General features: G+C 67.0%; 17 protein-coding genes. 13 read left to right on the forward strand and 4 right to left on the reverse strand.

Annotated elements, in window-relative coordinates:
- The first annotated feature begins 20 nt into the window (after nt 1-20).
- From bufB to ATI53_RS06240, 4 genes are all read left to right on the forward strand, one after another.
- The gene (gene bufB / locus ATI53_RS06225; RefSeq protein ID WP_111549969.1) at nt 21-839 is read left to right on the forward strand and encodes an MNIO family bufferin maturase; all 819 of its coding nucleotides are present in this window, start codon (nt 21-23) and stop codon (nt 837-839) included.
- Nucleotides 836-1,516 carry an HvfC/BufC N-terminal domain-containing protein gene (locus tag ATI53_RS06230; protein WP_170134532.1) on the forward strand — a complete coding sequence of 227 codons (681 nt, stop codon included), beginning with the start codon at nt 836-838 and terminating at the stop codon, nt 1,514-1,516. Before bufB ends, ATI53_RS06230 begins: the two co-directional genes overlap by 4 nt.
- Nucleotides 1,516-2,076, forward strand: a complete 561-nt coding sequence (locus tag ATI53_RS06235; protein WP_009504809.1) for a DoxX family membrane protein — start codon at nt 1,516-1,518, stop codon at nt 2,074-2,076. The genes ATI53_RS06230 and ATI53_RS06235 overlap by 1 nt, the downstream gene beginning before the upstream one ends.
- A gap of 125 nt (nt 2,077-2,201) precedes the next feature.
- The gene (locus tag ATI53_RS06240) at nt 2,202-4,325 is read left to right on the forward strand and encodes a DEAD/DEAH box helicase (protein ID WP_111550008.1); all 2,124 of its coding nucleotides are present in this window, start codon (nt 2,202-2,204) and stop codon (nt 4,323-4,325) included.
- A 1-nt stretch (nt 4,326) separates the two neighbouring features.
- Here ATI53_RS06240 and ATI53_RS06245 read toward each other — a convergent pair whose 3' ends face one another.
- The gene (locus tag ATI53_RS06245) at nt 4,327-4,866 is read right to left on the reverse strand and encodes a DUF2478 domain-containing protein (RefSeq protein ID WP_111549971.1); all 540 of its coding nucleotides are present in this window, start codon (nt 4,864-4,866) and stop codon (nt 4,327-4,329) included.
- An 82-nt stretch (nt 4,867-4,948) separates the two neighbouring features.
- Here ATI53_RS06245 and ATI53_RS06250 point away from each other — a divergent pair, with 82 nt between their 5' ends.
- Genes ATI53_RS06250 through ATI53_RS06265 form a run of 4 tightly spaced genes read left to right on the forward strand, consistent with a single transcriptional unit; the run spans nt 4,949 to nt 8,275 of the window.
- Entirely contained in the window at nt 4,949-5,827 is an 879-nt protein-coding gene (locus ATI53_RS06250) for a formate dehydrogenase accessory sulfurtransferase FdhD (protein ID WP_009504812.1), read from the forward strand.
- Entirely contained in the window at nt 5,824-6,501 is a 678-nt protein-coding gene (mobA, locus tag ATI53_RS06255) for a molybdenum cofactor guanylyltransferase MobA (protein ID WP_111549972.1), read from the forward strand. The genes ATI53_RS06250 and mobA overlap by 4 nt, the downstream gene beginning before the upstream one ends.
- The gene (gene mobB / locus ATI53_RS06260; protein ID WP_009504814.1) at nt 6,498-7,001 is read left to right on the forward strand and encodes a molybdopterin-guanine dinucleotide biosynthesis protein B; all 504 of its coding nucleotides are present in this window, start codon (nt 6,498-6,500) and stop codon (nt 6,999-7,001) included. Before mobA ends, mobB begins: the two co-directional genes overlap by 4 nt.
- A complete protein-coding gene (locus ATI53_RS06265; protein WP_111549973.1) occupies nt 6,998-8,275 on the forward strand; it encodes a molybdopterin-binding protein in 1,278 nt (425 codons plus the stop codon). Before mobB ends, ATI53_RS06265 begins: the two co-directional genes overlap by 4 nt.
- On the opposite strand, the gene ATI53_RS06270 is transcribed toward ATI53_RS06265, so the two are convergent.
- From ATI53_RS06270 to ATI53_RS06280, 3 genes are read right to left on the reverse strand one after another with little or no spacing between them, the layout of a single operon-like run.
- Nucleotides 8,272-8,499, reverse strand: coding sequence for a sulfurtransferase TusA family protein (locus tag ATI53_RS06270; protein ID WP_009504816.1), 228 nt, complete (start codon nt 8,497-8,499; stop codon nt 8,272-8,274). The two genes, ATI53_RS06265 and ATI53_RS06270, sit on opposite strands and share 4 nt — an antisense overlap.
- Nucleotides 8,500-8,508: 9 nt before the next feature.
- Nucleotides 8,509-10,536, reverse strand: a complete 2,028-nt coding sequence (locus ATI53_RS06275) for a sensor histidine kinase (protein ID WP_205912128.1) — start codon at nt 10,534-10,536, stop codon at nt 8,509-8,511.
- Between the two features lie 26 nt (nt 10,537-10,562).
- Nucleotides 10,563-11,591: a replication initiation protein gene (locus ATI53_RS06280; RefSeq protein WP_009504818.1), complete on the reverse strand. Its 1,029-nt coding sequence runs from the start codon at nt 11,589-11,591 to the stop codon at nt 10,563-10,565.
- Between the two features lie 646 nt (nt 11,592-12,237).
- On the opposite strand from ATI53_RS06280, the gene ATI53_RS06285 reads away from it, so the two are divergent.
- The 5 genes from ATI53_RS06285 to ATI53_RS06305 all read left to right on the forward strand — a co-directional run bounded on the left by ATI53_RS06285 (nt 12,238) and on the right by ATI53_RS06305 (nt 16,874).
- A complete protein-coding gene (locus ATI53_RS06285; protein WP_009504820.1) occupies nt 12,238-13,440 on the forward strand; it encodes an AAA family ATPase in 1,203 nt (400 codons plus the stop codon).
- Nucleotides 13,437-14,429 (forward strand): ParB/RepB/Spo0J family partition protein, encoded by a 993-nt coding sequence (locus tag ATI53_RS06290; RefSeq protein WP_111549974.1) that lies wholly within the window; start codon nt 13,437-13,439, stop codon nt 14,427-14,429. Before ATI53_RS06285 ends, ATI53_RS06290 begins: the two co-directional genes overlap by 4 nt.
- 224 nt (nt 14,430-14,653) lie before the next feature.
- On the forward strand, nt 14,654-15,358 hold the full coding sequence (locus tag ATI53_RS06295) for an ABC transporter permease (RefSeq protein ID WP_009506168.1): 705 nt from the start codon (nt 14,654-14,656) through the stop codon (nt 15,356-15,358).
- Nucleotides 15,355-16,068, forward strand: a complete 714-nt coding sequence (locus ATI53_RS06300) for an ATP-binding cassette domain-containing protein (protein WP_111549975.1) — start codon at nt 15,355-15,357, stop codon at nt 16,066-16,068. The genes ATI53_RS06295 and ATI53_RS06300 overlap by 4 nt, the downstream gene beginning before the upstream one ends.
- Nucleotides 16,065-16,874 carry an ABC transporter substrate-binding protein gene (locus tag ATI53_RS06305; protein WP_111549976.1) on the forward strand — a complete coding sequence of 270 codons (810 nt, stop codon included), beginning with the start codon at nt 16,065-16,067 and terminating at the stop codon, nt 16,872-16,874. The genes ATI53_RS06300 and ATI53_RS06305 overlap by 4 nt, the downstream gene beginning before the upstream one ends.
- Nucleotides 16,875-16,939: the final 65 nt, after the last annotated feature.

Genomic DNA, 16,939 nt, shown 5'->3' on the forward strand with positions numbered 1-16,939 from the left:
CCGCCTGACAGGAGAGCGCCATGCCCCTTCCCCCCGCCGCCGGTATCGGTTTCAAACCGCAACATGCCCGCGCCCTTGACGCCCCCGGCGCCGTGTCCTGGCTGGAAATCCACGCCGAGAATTACATGGTCGACGGTGGCCCCCGGCTGGCCCTGCTGGCGGAAATGTCGCAGCGGTTCGCGATGTCGGCCCATGGCGTGGGGCTGTCGATCGGCGGCGAAGACCCGCTTGACCCCGATCACCTGGCGCGGCTGCGCGGATTGCTCGACTGGCTGAACCCCGCTCGGTTTTCCGAACATCTGGCATGGTCGTCGCACGGCGGCGCCTACCTGAACGATTTGCTGCCGCTGCCCTGCAACACCGCCACGCTGGACCGGGTCTGCGCCCATATCGACGAGGTGCAGCAGTATCTCGGGCGGCAGATGCTGCTGGAAAACCCGACCAGCTACATGGTCTTCGACGACAGCACGATGTCGGAAACCGATTTCCTGGCCCGCATCGGTCGGCGCACCGGCTGTGGCATGTTGCTGGACATCGAAAACGTGTTCCTGTCGGCGCAAAACCTTGGGTTTGCCCCGGAACGCTACCTTGATGCCTACCCGCTGGACATGGTGGGCGAGATCCACCTTGCCGGACACGCCCCCGGCGACGACGTGCTGATCGACACCCACAGCGCCCCGGTGACCGACCCGGTCTGGGCGCTGTATGCCCGCGTGCTTGACCGCATCGGCCCGACGCCGACGCTGATCGAATGGGATGCCGATGTGCCCGATTTCGCCACCCTGCAGGCCGAGGCCGCCCGCGCGCACGCGCTCCTGACGCGGCGGGTGCCCGCATGACGCAGCACGGCTTTGTCGCGGCCCTGCTGTCGGATGCCGCCCCGCCCGTCGGCGCCGCCCGGTTCGAGGTTTATCGCAATTCCGTCACCGCCGCGCTGAGCGCCACATTGGCCGAGGCCTTTCCCGCGGTGGCAAAGCTGGTGGGACGGCGGTTCTTCGATGCGATGGCGCGGGATTTTCTGCGCGCCCATCCGCCGCGCCACCCGGTCATGGCGCTCTATGGCGACGCGCTGCCCGGCTGGCTGAAGGGATTCGCCCCCGCCGCCGCGCTGCCCTATCTGCCCGAGGTTGCCGCCATCGAACAGGCATGGCGCGTCTCGTGCCACGCCGCCGATGCGCCGCCGCTGGATGTGACCCGGCTGGCCACCGACCCCGACGCGCTGACCCTTGCCCCGCACCCTTCGGTGCGCAGCCTGACCACGCGCTGGCCCGCGCTGTCGATCTGGGCGCGCAACACCGACCGGCCCGAGTTGGCCAATGCCCCCGCCGGAGAGGTCCTGATCTGCCGCCCCGCCCTGTCGGTGCAGGCCCGCCCCGCGCCCGCCGGCACCGGCGCCACGCTTGCGGCGCTGGCGCAGGGGCACCCGCTTGGCGCCGCGCTGCCCGACGGTGCGCCCCATGCCGAAATTCTCGCCTGCCTGTTTTCGGCCGGTGCCCTGATCGAAAGGACCCCGTGATGATTGCCGCGTTTCTCAAGGCGAACACCGCCCCCCTTCCCTGTGCCTCTGCCGTTATCGGGGCAAGCGCGAGACTGGTCTTTGGCGCCGTTCTTGCCGGGTATTTCTGGGCCTCGGGGCTGACCAAGCTGGATGGGACCGGCCTGTCGGCCAACGCCTATATCCAGATATTTCCACGGCAGATGGAGGCGGCGGGCTACGACCCCTCGGCCCTGCCCGCGCTGGCCCATGCGGTGACCGCCGCCGGGACGCTGGCGGAATTCGCGCTGCCTCTGCTGATCCTGCTGGGGCTGTTCACCCGGCTATCGGCGGTGGGGATGCTGGGCTTTCTGGCGGTGATGACGCTGACCGACATCGTCGGCCACGGCATCGGCGCCGAAACCATCGGCGCACCGTTCGATCGCGACGCGACCGGTCTGGTCTGGGATCAGCGCCTGTTATGGGCGTGGCTTCTGGGCGGTCTGGCCCTGACCGGCGCGGGTCCGCTGTCGGTGGATCGGATGTTGCAAAAACGTGTCGCGGGACGCAGCGCCCGAGGGTCAGAAAGCCCCTGTACTTGAGGCACGACATGCTCTAAGGGGGGTGATCCCGCGCCGCGCAGGCGCTGATTACGGTGTTTCCGGCCATGTCACGGCGCCGGTTTCGCCGCTCTTGTCCCCTGACCGACCCCATGGAATTCCCCCTCATGAACCCTTCCCTGTCCGAGGCGCTCACGGAGCGTGGATTCGACACGCTCACCCCCGTTCAGGAGGCCGTGGGCGACCCCGCATTGACCGACCGCGACCTGCTGGTTTCGGCACAGACCGGGTCCGGCAAGACCGTGGGTTTTGGCATCGCCATCGCCCCGACCCTGCTGGGCGAAGACCCCCGCTTTGGCCCCGCCGCCGAACCGATGGCGCTGATTATCGCGCCGACGCGCGAGCTGGCCTTTCAGGTGCGTCAGGAGCTCGACTGGCTTTACGGGCGCACCGGCGCTGTCGTGGCGTCCTGCGTGGGCGGCATGGACGCGCGCCAGGAACGCCGCGCGCTGGAACGCGGTGTGCACATCGTCGTCGGCACGCCGGGCCGGCTGCGCGACCACATCGAACGCCGCGCCCTGGATCTGTCGGGCCTGCGCGCCGTCGTGCTGGACGAAGCCGACGAGATGCTTGACCTCGGCTTTCGCGAAGACCTTGAATTCATTCTGGGCGCCGCCCCCGAAAGCCGCCGCACCCTGTTGTTTTCCGCCACCGTGCCCCCCGCCATCGCCAAGCTGGCCGAGACGTTCCAGAAGGATGCGCACCGGGTCAGCACCATCGACAGCTCGCGTCAGCACACCGATATCGAATATCAGGCGGTGCGCGTGGCCGCGTCGGATTCCGAGCACGCCATTTTCAACATGCTGCGCTTTCACCACGACCAAAGCGCCATCGTGTTTGCCAACACCCGCGCGGCGGTGAACCACCTGTCGGCGCGGCTGACCAATCGCGGGCTGAACACCGTCAGCCTGTCCGGCGAGCTTAGCCAGACCGAACGCACCCACGCGCTGCAAGCCATGCGCGACGGGCGGGCGCGGGTTTGCGTTGCCACCGATGTTGCGGCGCGCGGCATCGACCTGCCGAACCTCAACCTTGTGATCCACGCCGATCTGCCGACCAACACCGAAAGCCTGCTGCATCGCTCGGGCCGCACCGGGCGCGCCGGGCGCAAGGGGATTTCGGCGCTGATCGTGCCGCCCCGCGTCGCGAAAAAGGCCGAGCGCCTGCTGAAATGGGCCAAGATCAACGCGGAATGGGTTGTCGCCCCCACCGCCGATGAAATCCGCGCGCAGGACGAAACGCGCCTTCTGGCCGATCCCGCCTGGGACGAGACGATCACCGATGAACAGTCGGTCTTTGCCGCCAAGCTGCTGGAACAGCGCAGCCCCGAGGTCATCGCCGCCGCCTACCTGCGGCTGTACCAGTCGCGTCAGGCCGCCCCCGAAGACCTGCTGCCCCCAGATTCCAAACCCGAAAAGCGAGAGCCGCGCGATTTTGGCCCCAGCAAGTGGGTCTCGTTGACGGTGGGTCGTGGCAACCGGGCCGAACCGCGCTGGATTTTGCCGCTGCTGTGCCGCGCGGGCGATCTGAACAAGGACGACATCGGCGCCATCCGCGTGCAGGAAAGCGAAACCTTTGTCGAGCTGAAGGCAAGCAGCGTCGATGGCTTCGTGTCGCATCTTGGCGACGGCGGCCTGCTGGAAGACGGCATTTCGGCGCGCGTTCTGGATGGCGTGCCGACATTCGCCCCGCAGGGCCGCCCGCCTCGTGATGACAGATCCAGAGGTGACAGATCCAGAGGTGACGGGCCCAGAGGTGACGGGCCCGGCCACAAGGGCGGCCCGCGCCGTGACCGCCCCGAAGGCGATCGCAAACCGCGCGATGCCTCGGACCGGCCCTACAAACCGCACCGCGACAAGGCCGATGGCCCGTCTGATCGTCCGGCCCCCAAGCCCGAGCGCAAACCCGAACGGCCCCCCCGCGAAACCGGCCCCGACGCGCCGCATCGCGAAGCGCGCGGTCCGCGCACGGACGGTGACTCCCGCAAGGTCGCGGACAAGGCAGGGCGCAAGCCCGAGGGTAAGTTCGCCGGCAAAGGCCCCCGCAAGGACCCCGCGCCCAAACCGTCTGCGAATGACACGTCCAAACGCTTTGTTCCGCCGGGCGGCGCGCGCAAACCGGGCGGAAAACCGGGCGGCAAGCCCGCCGGGAAATTCGCCAGACCGGGTGGCAAACCGCGCCGCGCCGGCGAGGGCGGCAAGGATGCGCCCCGCCGCGACAAGCGCGACTAGGTCACGACGACAAACAAACCCCCGGTGCGCCCGCTTCGCGCACCGGGATCACGGTCACGGCCCAAGCCAGAACCGCTGCAAGATCAGCGGACAGGCGCGTGCCAAACCCATCGGCATAGCTTTCGAACGCGGCGAGATTGCCCGCGCTGACCGCCGTCAGCACTGGCAGCCCCATCGTCAACGCCTCGTTGATCAGCGGGCGAAATCCGCGCCCGGCGATTTCCTGCTTGCCGAACTTGTTCACCACGAACAGATCCGCGCCGCGCGTCAACGCCGCCTGCGCCAGCCCGACCGCGCGTTCCAGCCCGTCCGGGTCCAGCCGGCACCCCTGCGACCGCGCCCCCAGATCCTGACTGATGCGCACCACGCCGCCACCCGACAGGCTATGCAGATTCATCGCGCATTTGCGCCCCGGCCCGATGTGGCGGTTGACCTGCACCGCCCCCGCCAGCCGCAGGCCCCGGTCGCACAGCGCCTGCGCCGCCTCGCCAATCAGGCGGTCGGCCTGGCCTTCGGCATTGGTGACCACATATCCCAGCATGGGCGGCTCCTATTGCGTCTGCAAGGTCGGTCATACTAGACATGGACCGTGCCGAAAAGACACCCCTGACCGGAGGCAACCCGTGCCGTCCCTGCAACTCCCGCTGCTGCCCGATCTGGCGCGCCCCGGCCTGACGCGCCGCGTCACCGGGCACGACCAGACCGGCGCCGAAACCGAGATTTCCGTGGTCGAGGAACGCCCCCTCACCATTTACCTCAACCGGCAGGAAATCGTCACCGCGATGACGATCAACGATTATCCCGAATATCTGGCGGTGGGATTCCTGCGCAATCAGGGGATGCTGCGCGCCGATGACATACTGACCGGCGTCGATTACGACGACGAGGTGGAAACCGTCGTGGTACGGACAAAGCGGCAGACCAGCTATGAAGAAAAGCTGCAAAAGAAAACCCGCACCTCGGGCTGCGCGGTGGGCACGGTGTTTGGCGACATGATGGAAGGGCTGGATGGCTTGACCCTGCCGCAAACGCAGGTGCGCACGAGCTGGCTGTATGCGCTGGCGCACCGGATCAACACCACCCCGTCGCTGTATCTTGAGGCCGGGGCGATCCACGGCACCGTGCTGTGCCATCAGGACAATCCGTTGATCTATATGGAAGATGTCGGACGGCACAACGCGGTGGACAAGATCGCCGGGGCAATGTTCCGCCATGACATCCCGGCAAGCGACAAGATCCTGTATACCACCGGGCGGCTGACCTCCGAGATGGTGATCAAGGCCGCGCTGATGGGCATCCCGGTGCTCGCGTCGCGGTCGGGGTTTACCGCCTGGGGGGTTGAAATCGCCCGTCAGGTGGGCCTCACGGTGATCGGGCGGATGCGGGGGAACCGCTTTGTCTGCCTGTCGGGCGAGAGCCGGCTGATCCGCGATGCCGACCCCGCGACGATCGCCGGCGACACCCGAAAATCGCGCCGCAAGGGCGCGCAGGGGGCGGCATGAAACAGCCCCTCGGCGTGATCCTTGCCGGCGGTCTTGCGACCCGGATGGGCGGCGGCGACAAGACGCTGCTGACCGTCGCGGGGCAAAGCCTTTTGTCGCGTGTGATCGACCGGATCGAGCCGCAGGTCGCGGGTCTTGCGCTGAATGCCAATGGCGATGGCGCGCGGTTTGCCGATGCCTGCCTGCCGGTGCTGCCCGACACGGTGGACGGCTTTGCCGGGCCTTTGGCGGGGGTGCTTGCGGGGCTGGACTGGGCCGCCGCACAGGGCGCCGACAGCATCGTCACCGTGGCGGGGGACACGCCGTTCTTTCCCTGCGATCTGGTGCCACGGCTGCTGCTGGCCGCCGAGGGGCGCGCGCACCTTCTGGCGCTTGCCGCCACGCCGCGCGACGGTGACGCGCTGAAATCCGGCGGGCGAGGCGTGAACCGGCATCCGACCTTTGGGCTCTGGCCGGTTGCACTGCGCGACGATCTGCGCGCGGCACTGGGGGATGGCCTGCGCAAGGTGGTTGCCTGGACCGACCTCCATGGCGCGGGCGAGGCGCTGTTTCCCGCAACGCCATTCGACCCGTTCTTCAACGTCAACACGCCGGATGATCTGGCGCTGGCCAAGGCGCTGGCCAGGGCGCAGATCGGGGCGCAGATCGGGGCGCTGTCCGGGGGCACGGCGTGAAGGTCTACGGCATCACCGGGTGGAAAAACGCAGGCAAGACCGGCCTGATGGAACGGCTGGTGGCCGAGATGGCGGCGCGCGGGCTGACGGTGTCCACCGTGAAACACGCCCATCACGACACCGATGTGGATCAGCCCGGTACCGACAGCTTTCGCCACCGCAGCGCCGGGGCGGGGCAGGTCATGCTCGCCTCGCCCAACCGCTGGGCGCTGATGACCGAGCTGCGCGGGGCCAGTGAACCGCCGCTGGACGCGCTGCTGGCACAGCTTGCGCCGGTCGATCTGGTGCTGATCGAAGGCTACAAGACCGCGCCCCACCCCAAGATCGAGGCTTGTCGCGCCGCCACCGGCAAGGCGCTGCTGGCATCGCGCGACGCCACCGTGCGCGCGGTGGCATCCGACACGCCGCAGGACACCCCCCTGCCCCGCTACGATCTGGACGATACCGCCGGGATCGCGGATTTCATCCTGTCCGAACTTGGCATCCGAGGCGCATCATGACCGGCGCCCCGCTTACCCCGCCCCGCCTGCGCGACGATTGCTTTGCCATGCCGCAGGGCGTGGACTGGGTGCCGGTGCAGGACGCCCTGTCGCGACTGCGCGCGGCGCTTCACCCCGTCACTGGCGCAGAAACCGTGCCCACCCACGCCGCGCGGGGTCGCGTTCTGGCGGACGACGCTATCGCGACGCGGTCCAACCCGCCGCGCCCCAATTCCGCGGTGGATGGCTATGGCTTTGCCCATGCGGCCACGGGGGTGGGGGTGATGCGCCTGCCGCTGGTGCAGGGACGCGCCGCCGCCGGACAACCCTTTGACGGCGCGGTGGCTTCGGGCGAGGCCGTGCGCATCCTGACCGGCGCCATCCTGCCCGACGGCGTCGATACCGTGGTGCTGGAAGAAGACTGCGCCACAGGAGCCGGGCATGTCGCCTTTGACGGGCCGATCAGGCCGCGTGCCAACACCCGCAAGGCGGGTGAGGATGTGGCCGAGGGCCAGCTTGCCCTGCCCGCCGGGCACCGGCTGCGCGCGCCCGATCTTGCGTTGCTGTCGGCGCTGGGGCTGGGCCAGGTCACGGTGTTCCGGCCCCTGCGGGTCGGCGTGTTGTCGACCGGGGATGAGATCATCGCGGAGCCGGGCGCCCCCGCCCTGCCGCATCAGATCTGGGACGCCAACCGCCCCATGCTGTTGGCGCTGGCGTCCGGCTGGGATTACGCGCCGGTCGACCTGGGCCATGTGAATGACGACCCCGCCGCCATCGCCGCGCGGCTGGATGCGGGCGCGCGCGATTGTGATGTGGTGCTGACCTCGGGCGGGGCCTCGGCCGGGGACGAAGACCATGTGTCGGCCCTGCTGCGCGCGCGGGGCACGCTGTCGGCCTGGCGCATCGCGTTGAAACCGGGGCGTCCGCTGGCGCTGGCCACATGGAACGGGGTGCCGGTGTTCGGCCTGCCGGGCAACCCGGTGGCGGCGCTGGTCTGCGCGCTGATCTTTGCGCGGCCCGCGCTGTCGCTGCTGGCGGGCGCGGGCTGGGTCGCGCCGCAGGGCTTTGCGGCGCCCGCAGCCTTTTCCAAACGCAAGAAGCCGGGGCGACGCGAATACCTGCGCGCTCGGCTGAACAATGCCGGCCATGCAGAGGTCTTCGCCTCGGAGGGGTCGGGCCGCATCAGCGGGCTCAGCTGGGCCACCGGCCTTGTCGAACTGCCCGATGGCGCCGCTGACATCACCCCCGGCACCCCGGTGCGTTTCATCCCCTATGAAGCGTTCGGCCTGCGTTAACGGCGGCGCACAAGATAGGTCTGCACCGTGCCGTCGTCACTTGCGCTGACCAGTTCATGGCCCGATTCCGCACAGAAATGCGGAACGTCGATCACCGCCGCCGGATCGTCGGCGCGGATGCGCAGCACCTCGCCCGGCGCCATCTGCGACAGGCGCTTGCGGGCCTTGAGCACGGGCAGCGGGCACAGCAGCCCGATCGCATCGAAGTCGGCGGTGATTTCCATGCGCCCTTGCTAATCGGTCGGGCCGGATCTGTCCATATCGCCATCGCCCCCAGGGTTCGCCGCCGGCAGCCAGACGGTGAATTCCGCCCCCGTCACCGCGCCATCCGCACCGGACAGATTGCGCACCGAGATCAGCCCGCCCGCGCGCTGCACCAGGCTTTGCGAGATCGACAGGCCCAGACCGGTGCCTTCGACCTGCTTGGTGGTGAAGAACGGGTCGAACACCGATGTCAGCTTGTCCTCGGGGATGCCCGGCCCGCTGTCGCGCACCCGCAGCGCCGCCCCCGGCTGCCCGGCCTGCGTCATGGGCGCCAGCGACAGGTCCAGCCGCCCCCGCGCGCCCATCGCCTGCACCGCGTTGACGATCAGGTTGACCACCACCTGCTGCACCTCGCCGGGGTCGACGCGCACCGGGGGCGTATCGGCGATGTCGGTGGTCACGGTGACGTCGGCGCCGGTGATGACATGTTCGACCAGCACCAGACAGTCGCGCAGCACCGGCCCCAGAGCCACCTGGCCAAAGAAGGTGCCATAATCGCCGGGCCGCGCGAACCGCAGCAGCTTGCCCACGATGGTGTCGATGCGCCGGACCTGATCGTCGATCAGATCAAGCTCGGTGCCCAGATCCTCGGCCTGCGGGCCCAGAACCTCGCGGATGACATCGACATTGCCCTGAATCACCGCGACGGGGTTGTTGATCTCATGCGCGACACCGGCGGTGATTTCCCCGATCGAGGCCAGCTTTTCGCGCATCACCAGCTGGTGGAACGCCTGTTCCAGCTTGTCGTTCGCCTCACGCAGCTCGGCGGTGCGCTGATCGACGCGGGCGTTCAGTTCATCCGCCCAGGCGCGCAGGCGGCGGTCGCGGTCCTGAACCTGTTCGAGCAACTCGTTGAGATGCGCGCCGACCTGTGCCACCTCGTCGCGCTTGGCGCTGGGACCGATGCGCGCGGCCAGATCGCCGCCGCGCACCCGCGCCATGACCTGCGTCATCGCTTCCAGCGGGGCAAAGACGCCGCGCGCCAGCAACAGGAACACCGGCGCCGACAACGCCAGAACCGCCGAAAAGGCCGCCAGCATCCACAAATACGCCGCCCGCTTGGCCGCGTCGAACGGCGCTTCGAGAAAGCCGACGTACAACATCCCCACCCGCGCGCCGAAGCTGTCGCGCAGCGGCACATAGCCCGACATGTACCAGTCGTTGACCACATAGGCCCGATCAAGCCAGATCCGGCCCTGACCCAGCACCCGGTCGCGCACCGCTTCGGACACCCGCGTGCCGATGGCGCGACGACCCTCGAACAGGCTGACGTTGGTCGAGATCCGCAAATCGTCCATGAACACGGTCACCGTGCCCTTGCGATCACCCCCGGTGACCGGATTCAGGAACACCAGTTCGTTGAGCGTGTCGATGAAGGTCAGGTTGCGGTTCAGCAGCACGCCCCCCACCAGAACGCCCGGAGGGCGGTTCGCAAACCGCACCGGGGCCGCGGCGTGCAGCACCATGCCGCGCGTTTCCAGCGCCGCCGCATCCGGCGCGTCGCCGGTGGCGGGGTCGCTCTTGACCGGCTCGTTCTTGACTGGCGCAATCCGTGCGCGCGCCGCCAGACCGGGGGCGCGCGCATCCAGTTGGGCGGCATCGAACAGGTCGATTCGCGCGTCCGCCGTGCCCGTCAGCGCGCGCGCGATCACGGGCCATGCCGGGGGGGTCGGGGGCGCGGGCAGATAATACAGGAAATCGAGGCCCAGCCGTTGCCGCGCGCGCGCAAGGTAGGCATCCCGCGTCCGGGCATCCTCGCCCAGGGTTTGCAACAGATCGGCCGAACGCGCCTCGGCCGCGACATCGGCGCCGGCGCCCTCCATCAGGCGGTTGAGGTATTGCTGGGCGATGCGCAGATCGCTTTCCACGTTGGCTATCAGCAGATCGTCGTAATCGGCCGTCCAGCGCGCCATGCCGATGGTCAACAACAGCGGCATCAGAATGATAAGCGGCACCAGCGCCAGCACCAGAAGCCGCAAGCGCACCGAATGCAGCATGCGCCGCGCCCGGTCGCGCAGGCCGGTCACAGCGGAGTCTTTTCGGCAAAGCTGCGGAAAAAGGCCAGGAAGGCGCGGTCGGGGTCGCGCGCCTCGTCGCGGCCCCTGGCCCAGGCGCGCCATTCGCCTTCGACGTGGTAGATGTCGTAGCCGGGGTACCGCAGGCGCGCGGTTTCATAGGTTTCGGTGCGCAGCGCGGGGCCGCGCGCGTCCAGCCAGGCGGGCCGGGGTCTGGGGTCTGTCAGGGTGTCTTCGGTGCCGGTCATCCGGGCCTTGCGACCGACCTTGGAAAAGCTGAGTTCGCGTTCGACCTCGGCGCTGGTGCTGTCGTCCTTGCGCCACCAGCGCAGCTCCACATGGGTGACGCGGCGGCCCGTCTTCAGCGGCGCCACCTCGACCACATAATCCGACAGGGCGTTGACCTCGGCCACCGCCGGGTCGATGGCGCGCAGCTTGAGGTTGGACCACGAGGTCAGCTTGCCACGCGACACCCCCAGAATACCGCGCAAATCATCCAGGGAAAATTTCTCGGAACTGCGATAGCGCAGGTTGCCGCGCTTCTGGATCATCTCGTACAGGGTCAGCGCGTATTTCGAACTGAGCGCGAACATCACCTCGCGCTGAAGCCGGGCGAACACCGTGCTGTCCTTGATGATCCGGCGCAGGCGTTGGGGGATTTCATATTCCAGCAGCCCGTCGCGCCGCGTGGTCTCGATGTTGCCGCCCAGCAGTTGCACCCGTTCGATGGCGTCTTCGCCGTCGCGGGTGACGCGCACCTTGACGATGGCCGACATCAGCCGCTCGATCGTTTCGCCCACGCGGTCGTTGGAATTGTGCGACCCGCGCAGATCGGATTTGGCGATGACATGGGTGACGGGCTTGTCGATCACATCCCAGGCGTTTTCCAGCAACTGGTTATAGATGCGCCGGTCGGCGAGGGTCAGCGGCGTGACCTCGACAAGGTCGACCAGCTCTCCGGGTTTGATGAGACTTTCGGCATTGGGCCGGGCCTCGATTGTGCGATAGGGTCTGGAGGAAGAAGGAGCCTGCGCCATTGTGTTACCTGCCTGCGCTTACTTTTGTAGTCTTTGGATGTAATTTATCTGAAAGGCGCCGGTCGGTCCAGCACCCAAAAGGTAAGGTTTGAATGCAGGGGCCGGTCAGGGCGATTCGGCGGCAGATAACGAATAAGCCAGTAAATCAAGGGGTTTGGTGACGCCCTGCGAGTCACCCGAAACGTAAGGATAAGGGTGTTCCCAATCTGTAAGCTTTGCCGCCCCAGGACGTATGGCCACCAGCCCCGAAGCGTAAGGCAAACGATCCCGCCAAGTAAGAATTGGTGAAAATTTCCCATTAATATCAAATCTCTGCCGCGTCTGAATCAAGAACACCAGAATCCTGAACAGCCGGGCAAGACGCAACAGCAACCCCGCCGGCAATCAGGGCCGGAAACCGTCACCCAAAGGCCCCTGCCACGAAGAAGGCTTACAAATCGGGGAATATGCCTTGAAAGACTGGTAAAAAGATCGGATCCCGGCGCAACAGCCCATGGTTTCCGGTGATTTCGTGGCCATACCGCGATTTCCGCTTTTTTTCGGGGTTTCCCGAAATATTCGCACTTGAGCCGGACCCGGCATGGCGCCATGATTCGACCAGATCCCAGGTTTCGAAGCTATCGAAACCGTCAGACAAGAGGATGCCATGGAGCAGTCCGCCCTACCCGCGGTTTCCCTTGACGAGCTTGACCGCCTTGCCACCCGCGCGTCGACCGTCATCAACCGGCTGCGCGATCGCCTTTATGCCCCCGGCACGCAAAAGACGCTGGATGTGCAGTTCAACGTCCGCCGTGCCGCGGAAATGGTCGGACGCAGCGAAAAGCTGATTCGCGATGCCGAAGGCGACGGCCGCCTGCCCGAACCGGAGAAGGACCCCCAGACCGGGCGGCGCACCGGCTACAGCCTTGCCGACGTGAACCGGATGCGCAGCGTGTTCGGCACCCTGCCCCATCGCGCGCCCAGTGATCCGGCGATGGTTCTGGCGATCCAGAACTTCAAGGGCGGCGTGGGCAAATCCACCACCGTCTGTCATCTGGCGCAGTATCTTGCGCTGAAGGGGTATCGCGTCTGCGTGATCGACTGCGACAGCCAGGCCTCGACCACGTCGATCTTCGGGCTGAATCCGGACATCGACGTGGATGAGGAAGAAGACACGCTTTATCCGTTCTTTCGCCACGGTGGCCCGCCGGATCTGTCCTATGCGCTGCGCTCGACCTACTGGCCCAACATCGCGCTGATCCCGGCGAACCTCGGGCTGTACGACGCGGAATACGAATTTGCCGCACGGATGGCGCGTGAACAGGCCTTTGTGCTGGACCGGCTGCGCGCGGGGATCGAAACCATCAAGGACCGGTTCGATGTCATCCTGCTGGACCCACCGCCCGCGCTGGGGATGCTGTCGCTGTCGGTGCTGCGCGCGGCCAATGCGCTGGTGATTCCGGCCCCGCCCAACAACATCGACTTTGGCTCGACGGCGCATTTTCTCAAGATGCTCAGCGCCACGCTGAACGAACTTGCCCGCGCCGGGGGCCCGCGTGACTATGCCTTTGTCAAGATCCTGGCAACCAAAATGAACGACGGCAAATCGGCGCATCTGGCGATCAAGCGGATGATGGATGCGGTGTTTCCGATGGACATGCTGCAAGCCGTGCTCAAGGACAGCGCGGAAATCGACAATGCGACGGCCAACCTCAGCACCGTCTATGAGCTGACCGGCACCGCGACCCGGACCGAGACGCACAAGCGCTGCCGCGCCTATCTGGATGCGGTGGGGCGCGAGGTTGAAATCCTGATCCGCAAGACCTGGCCAAGTCACCACGCACAGCTGCGCAAGGAGGGGCTGCTATGACCCGCAAGCACGACGCCATCTTCGACGATGTTCTGAGCGGCCTTGACGCGCCGTCCGCCCCGCGCGCCACGCCGGACCATGACGCGGGCAGCGCGCGGTTTCTGAAACGCTCGACCACCATCAGCGAACGGCTGGCCGGCGAGATCGAGGAAAAGACCCTGCGCTGGATCGACCCGGCCCGCTGCCGGATGTGGACACGTCACAACCGCGAATACGCGCTGCTGACCGAAGACAATTGCCGCGATCTGATCGACGGTATCCGCGCCCAGGGGCGGCAGGAATTTCCCGCCATCGTGCGCCCTGTGGATGACACGGATTACGATTACGAGGTGATCTGCGGCGCCCGTCGCCATTTCGCCGTCAGCTGGCTGCGCGCGCACAACTACACCCAGTTCCGCTATCTGATCGAAACCCGGACGCTGACCGACGAAGAAGCGTTCCGCCTGGCGGACATCGAAAACCGCGACCGTGAGGATATTTCGGATTACGAGCGCGCCATCGACTATGCCGATGCCGTCGCGCGCTATTACGGCGGCAAGCAAAAAGCGATGGCAGAGCGGCTGGAGGTCAGCCAGCCCTGGCTGTCGCGCTACCTGCAATTGGCGAAACTGCCCGACGTGGTGATCGCCGCCTTTGCCAATGTGCGCGAGATCCGCGAACGCAACGCGCGCGAGCTCAAGCCGCTGCTGGGGGATCCCGAAACCTGCGATGCGGTGCTGGATGCGGCCGCGTCCCTTGCCCGCCAGCAGCAGGCGGCGCGCGACGGCCAGGGCGCCTATGTCGATGCGGCGGCGGTGATGCGGCGGCTGACGCGTGCCGGGCGCCCTTCCCGCCCCGAGGTGCCCGTTGACCGCGCGGTGTTCGGCACGCCGGGCATCGCGGTGCAGACCAGGGGGCGCAAGGTCACGGTCAGCTTTGACGACGGCCTGACCCGCGACCAGCTGGAAGCCGCCTTTGCCCACTACCTGCAAAGCCGGTTCGACGGCTGAGGCCCCCCGGATTGCCCATGGGCAATTCCAGTCGCGTCCGCGCGCTCGGGGCATCGGACAAAATGTCCTGCATCCGCACGCCGCCGAATTAGTTCTGGACAGACTGGCCCAGGGCCGGGTTTTCCCGCAAGGGGGGCTGGCAGAGCGTCCCCGCCCCTGACACACTCCGGCCCGAAAGAACACGAAGGCGGTCCGCGCTGGTGGCATGGGGAGGGGATCGGCCCATGGTCGATATCTGGAACGGGGTGTCCCAGGCATTCTGGCTGATGGTGACGCTGGACAGCGCGCTGGTGGAAATCTCGCTGCGTTCACTGCGGGTGACGTTTACGGCGCTGCTGATCGCGTCCTGCATCGCCCTGCCCCTGGCCGCGTTTCTCGCGGTGCGCCGGTTTCGCTGGCGGCGTGGCATCATCGCCCTGCTCAATGCGCTGATGGGGTTGCCGCCGGTGGTGGTGGGGCTTGTGCTCTATGTGATCCTGTCGCGGTCCGGCCCGCTGGGGGTGCTGGGGCTGCTGTTCACGCCCACCGCCATGATTATCGCGCAGACGGTCATCATCGTGCCGCTGATCGCATCGGTGGCGCATCAGTCGATCCGCGAGCTTTGGGCCGAATACCACGATCTGCTGATTTCGATGAACGTGACCGAAGGCCAGAAGATCCGAACCCTGCTGTGGGATTCGCGCCGGGCGCTGCTGACGGCGGCGTTGGCGGGCTTTGGCCGCGCCATCGGCGAGGTCGGCGCGATCATGATCGTGGGCGGCAACATCGACCACGCGACGCGGGTGCTGACCACGGCCATCGCGCTGGAAACCGGCAAGGGCGATTTCGGTCTCGCGCTGGCGCTGGGGTTCGTGCTGATCGGGCTGGCGGTGGCGGTCAACCTGTCGATCCACTGGCTGGGCCGCACCGAACGCGGAGACCGCTGGTGAGCCGCCTTCTGCCTCTCGTCGCCAAGGCGGCCACCAGTCGCCGCGGCGGGCGCACCCTTGTCGGCCCGGTGGATCTGCGCATCGACGGGCCGGGCATCACCGTACTGATCGGGCCAAACGGTGCCGGCAAGACCAGCCTGCTGAACCTGCTGCACGGCACCGCGCGGCTGTCCGGGGGGCGCATCGACTGGGCCTGCCCGATCGACGAGGCCCGCCACGCACAGGCGTTCGTCTTTCAACGTCCGGTGATGTTGCGCCGCAGCGTGGTGGACAATATCGCCTATCCCCTGCGCATCCGTGGTGTGCCCCGGCGGGAGGCGCTGTCGCGGGCCGAAACCGCCGCGGCGCAGGTGGGCCTTGCGGGAATGCTGAACCGGGATGCGCCCCGGCTTTCGGGCGGCGAACAGCAAAAGCTCGCCCTTGCCCGCGCGCTTATCATCGCGCCCGATGTGCTGTTTCTGGACGAACCCTGCGCGTCGCTGGATGGCCGTGCGATGCGCGAGATAGAACAGATCCTGATACAGGCGCGTGCGTCCGGCAGGCGGCTGATCCTGTCGACGCACGACATGGGCCAGGCCCGGCGGCTTGGCGATGACGTGCTGTTTCTGCTGCGGGGCCGCTTGCATGACAGCGGCCCCGCAGCAGAATTTTTTGCCCGGCCCCGAACGTCCCGGGCGCGGGCTTTTTTACAAGGAGACATCGTGGAATGATACCGAAACTGATGCTGGGCGCCGCGCTTGTCGCGGGCGCCACGGCGGCGCAGGCTGCCGATGTGATGAAGATGGCGGTGACCACATCGTTCAACAATTCGGGTCTGGCCGAGGTGCTGCTGCCCGAGATCGCCAGGGATCTGGATCTTGAGGTTCAGTTGCTGGTGGTCGGCACCGGCCAGGCGATCAAGCTGGGCGAAGCTGGCGATGTCGATGCGATTCTGGTGCATTCGCGCCCCGCGGAAAACCGTTTCGTGGCGGAAGGCTACGGCACGCACCGCACCGAAATCATGTATAATGATTTCGTCTTCATTGGCCCGTCCGACGACCCGGCAGGCATCGCCGGTGATGCCACGGCGGTCGAGGCGCTGCAGGACATCGCCGCCGCCAAGGCCGATTTCGTCAGCCGGGGCGACGACAGCGGGACGCACAAAAAGGAACTGGCGCTGTGGCAGGAGGCCGGGCTTGATGCGGCAGGGTTTGGCGACTGGTACAACGCGGTGGGTTCCGGCATGGGCGCTGCGCTGAACACCGCGGCGGGGATGAATGGCTACATCCTGTCGGATCGGGCCAGCTGGCTGAATTTCGGCAACAAGGCCGATCTGGCGCTGTTGTTTGCGGGCGACCCGGTGCTTTTCAACCAGTACGCCTATCTGCCGGTGAACTCGGAAAGGCACGCCCATGTGCAGACGGACCTGGTCAACAAGCTGGAGGCATGGCTGGTGTCGGACCGCGCCAGGGATCTGATCGACAGCTATCGAATCGGCGGCGAACAGCTGTTCGTTTTCAACGCGGGCGCCAACTAGGCACATCCCGCGCGAAACCCAAAAGGCCGCGTCTCAGGGCGCGGCCTTTTGCCGGGGCGGATAAA

It is taken from the genome of Salipiger aestuarii (assembly GCF_003259905.1).
Classification (GTDB): domain Bacteria; phylum Pseudomonadota; class Alphaproteobacteria; order Rhodobacterales; family Rhodobacteraceae; genus Salipiger; species Salipiger aestuarii.